Below are 230 nucleotides of genomic sequence, written 5' to 3'. Positions count from 1 at the left end.
GCAGAAGTGAATAAGAGACAGGACACAGGAACGTCAACACCGTGGTGTTATAAACGGGGAAAAAGTGTAAAAAGAGAAAAGGAGAAAAGAAAAGAAAAAAAGAAGAAGAAGAAAAAAAAGAGAAAAAGAGAAAAAAAAAAAGAAAAAAAAAAAGAGAAAAAAGAAAGAAAAAAGAGAAAAAAAAGAACAAACGTCACTGTTTGTCCCGCAAGCGGATGATTGAAATCAAT

1 protein-coding gene is annotated in these 230 nt (G+C 31.7%); it reads left to right on the top strand.

The genetic code is table 11. The features are described 5' to 3' along the window. Positions 1 to 219: hypothetical protein (locus MTCD1_RS20515; RefSeq protein WP_235013429.1), on the top strand; the 219-nt coding region annotated here is incomplete at its 5' end. Positions 220 to 230 lie beyond the last annotated feature (11 nt).

Origin of the sequence: Colwellia marinimaniae, from assembly GCF_002207865.1 — a bacterium.
GTDB lineage: Bacteria > Pseudomonadota > Gammaproteobacteria > Enterobacterales > Alteromonadaceae > Colwellia > Colwellia marinimaniae.
Note: the sequence above shows the minus strand (reverse complement) of the source record. Positions and strands in the feature narration are given on the sequence as shown.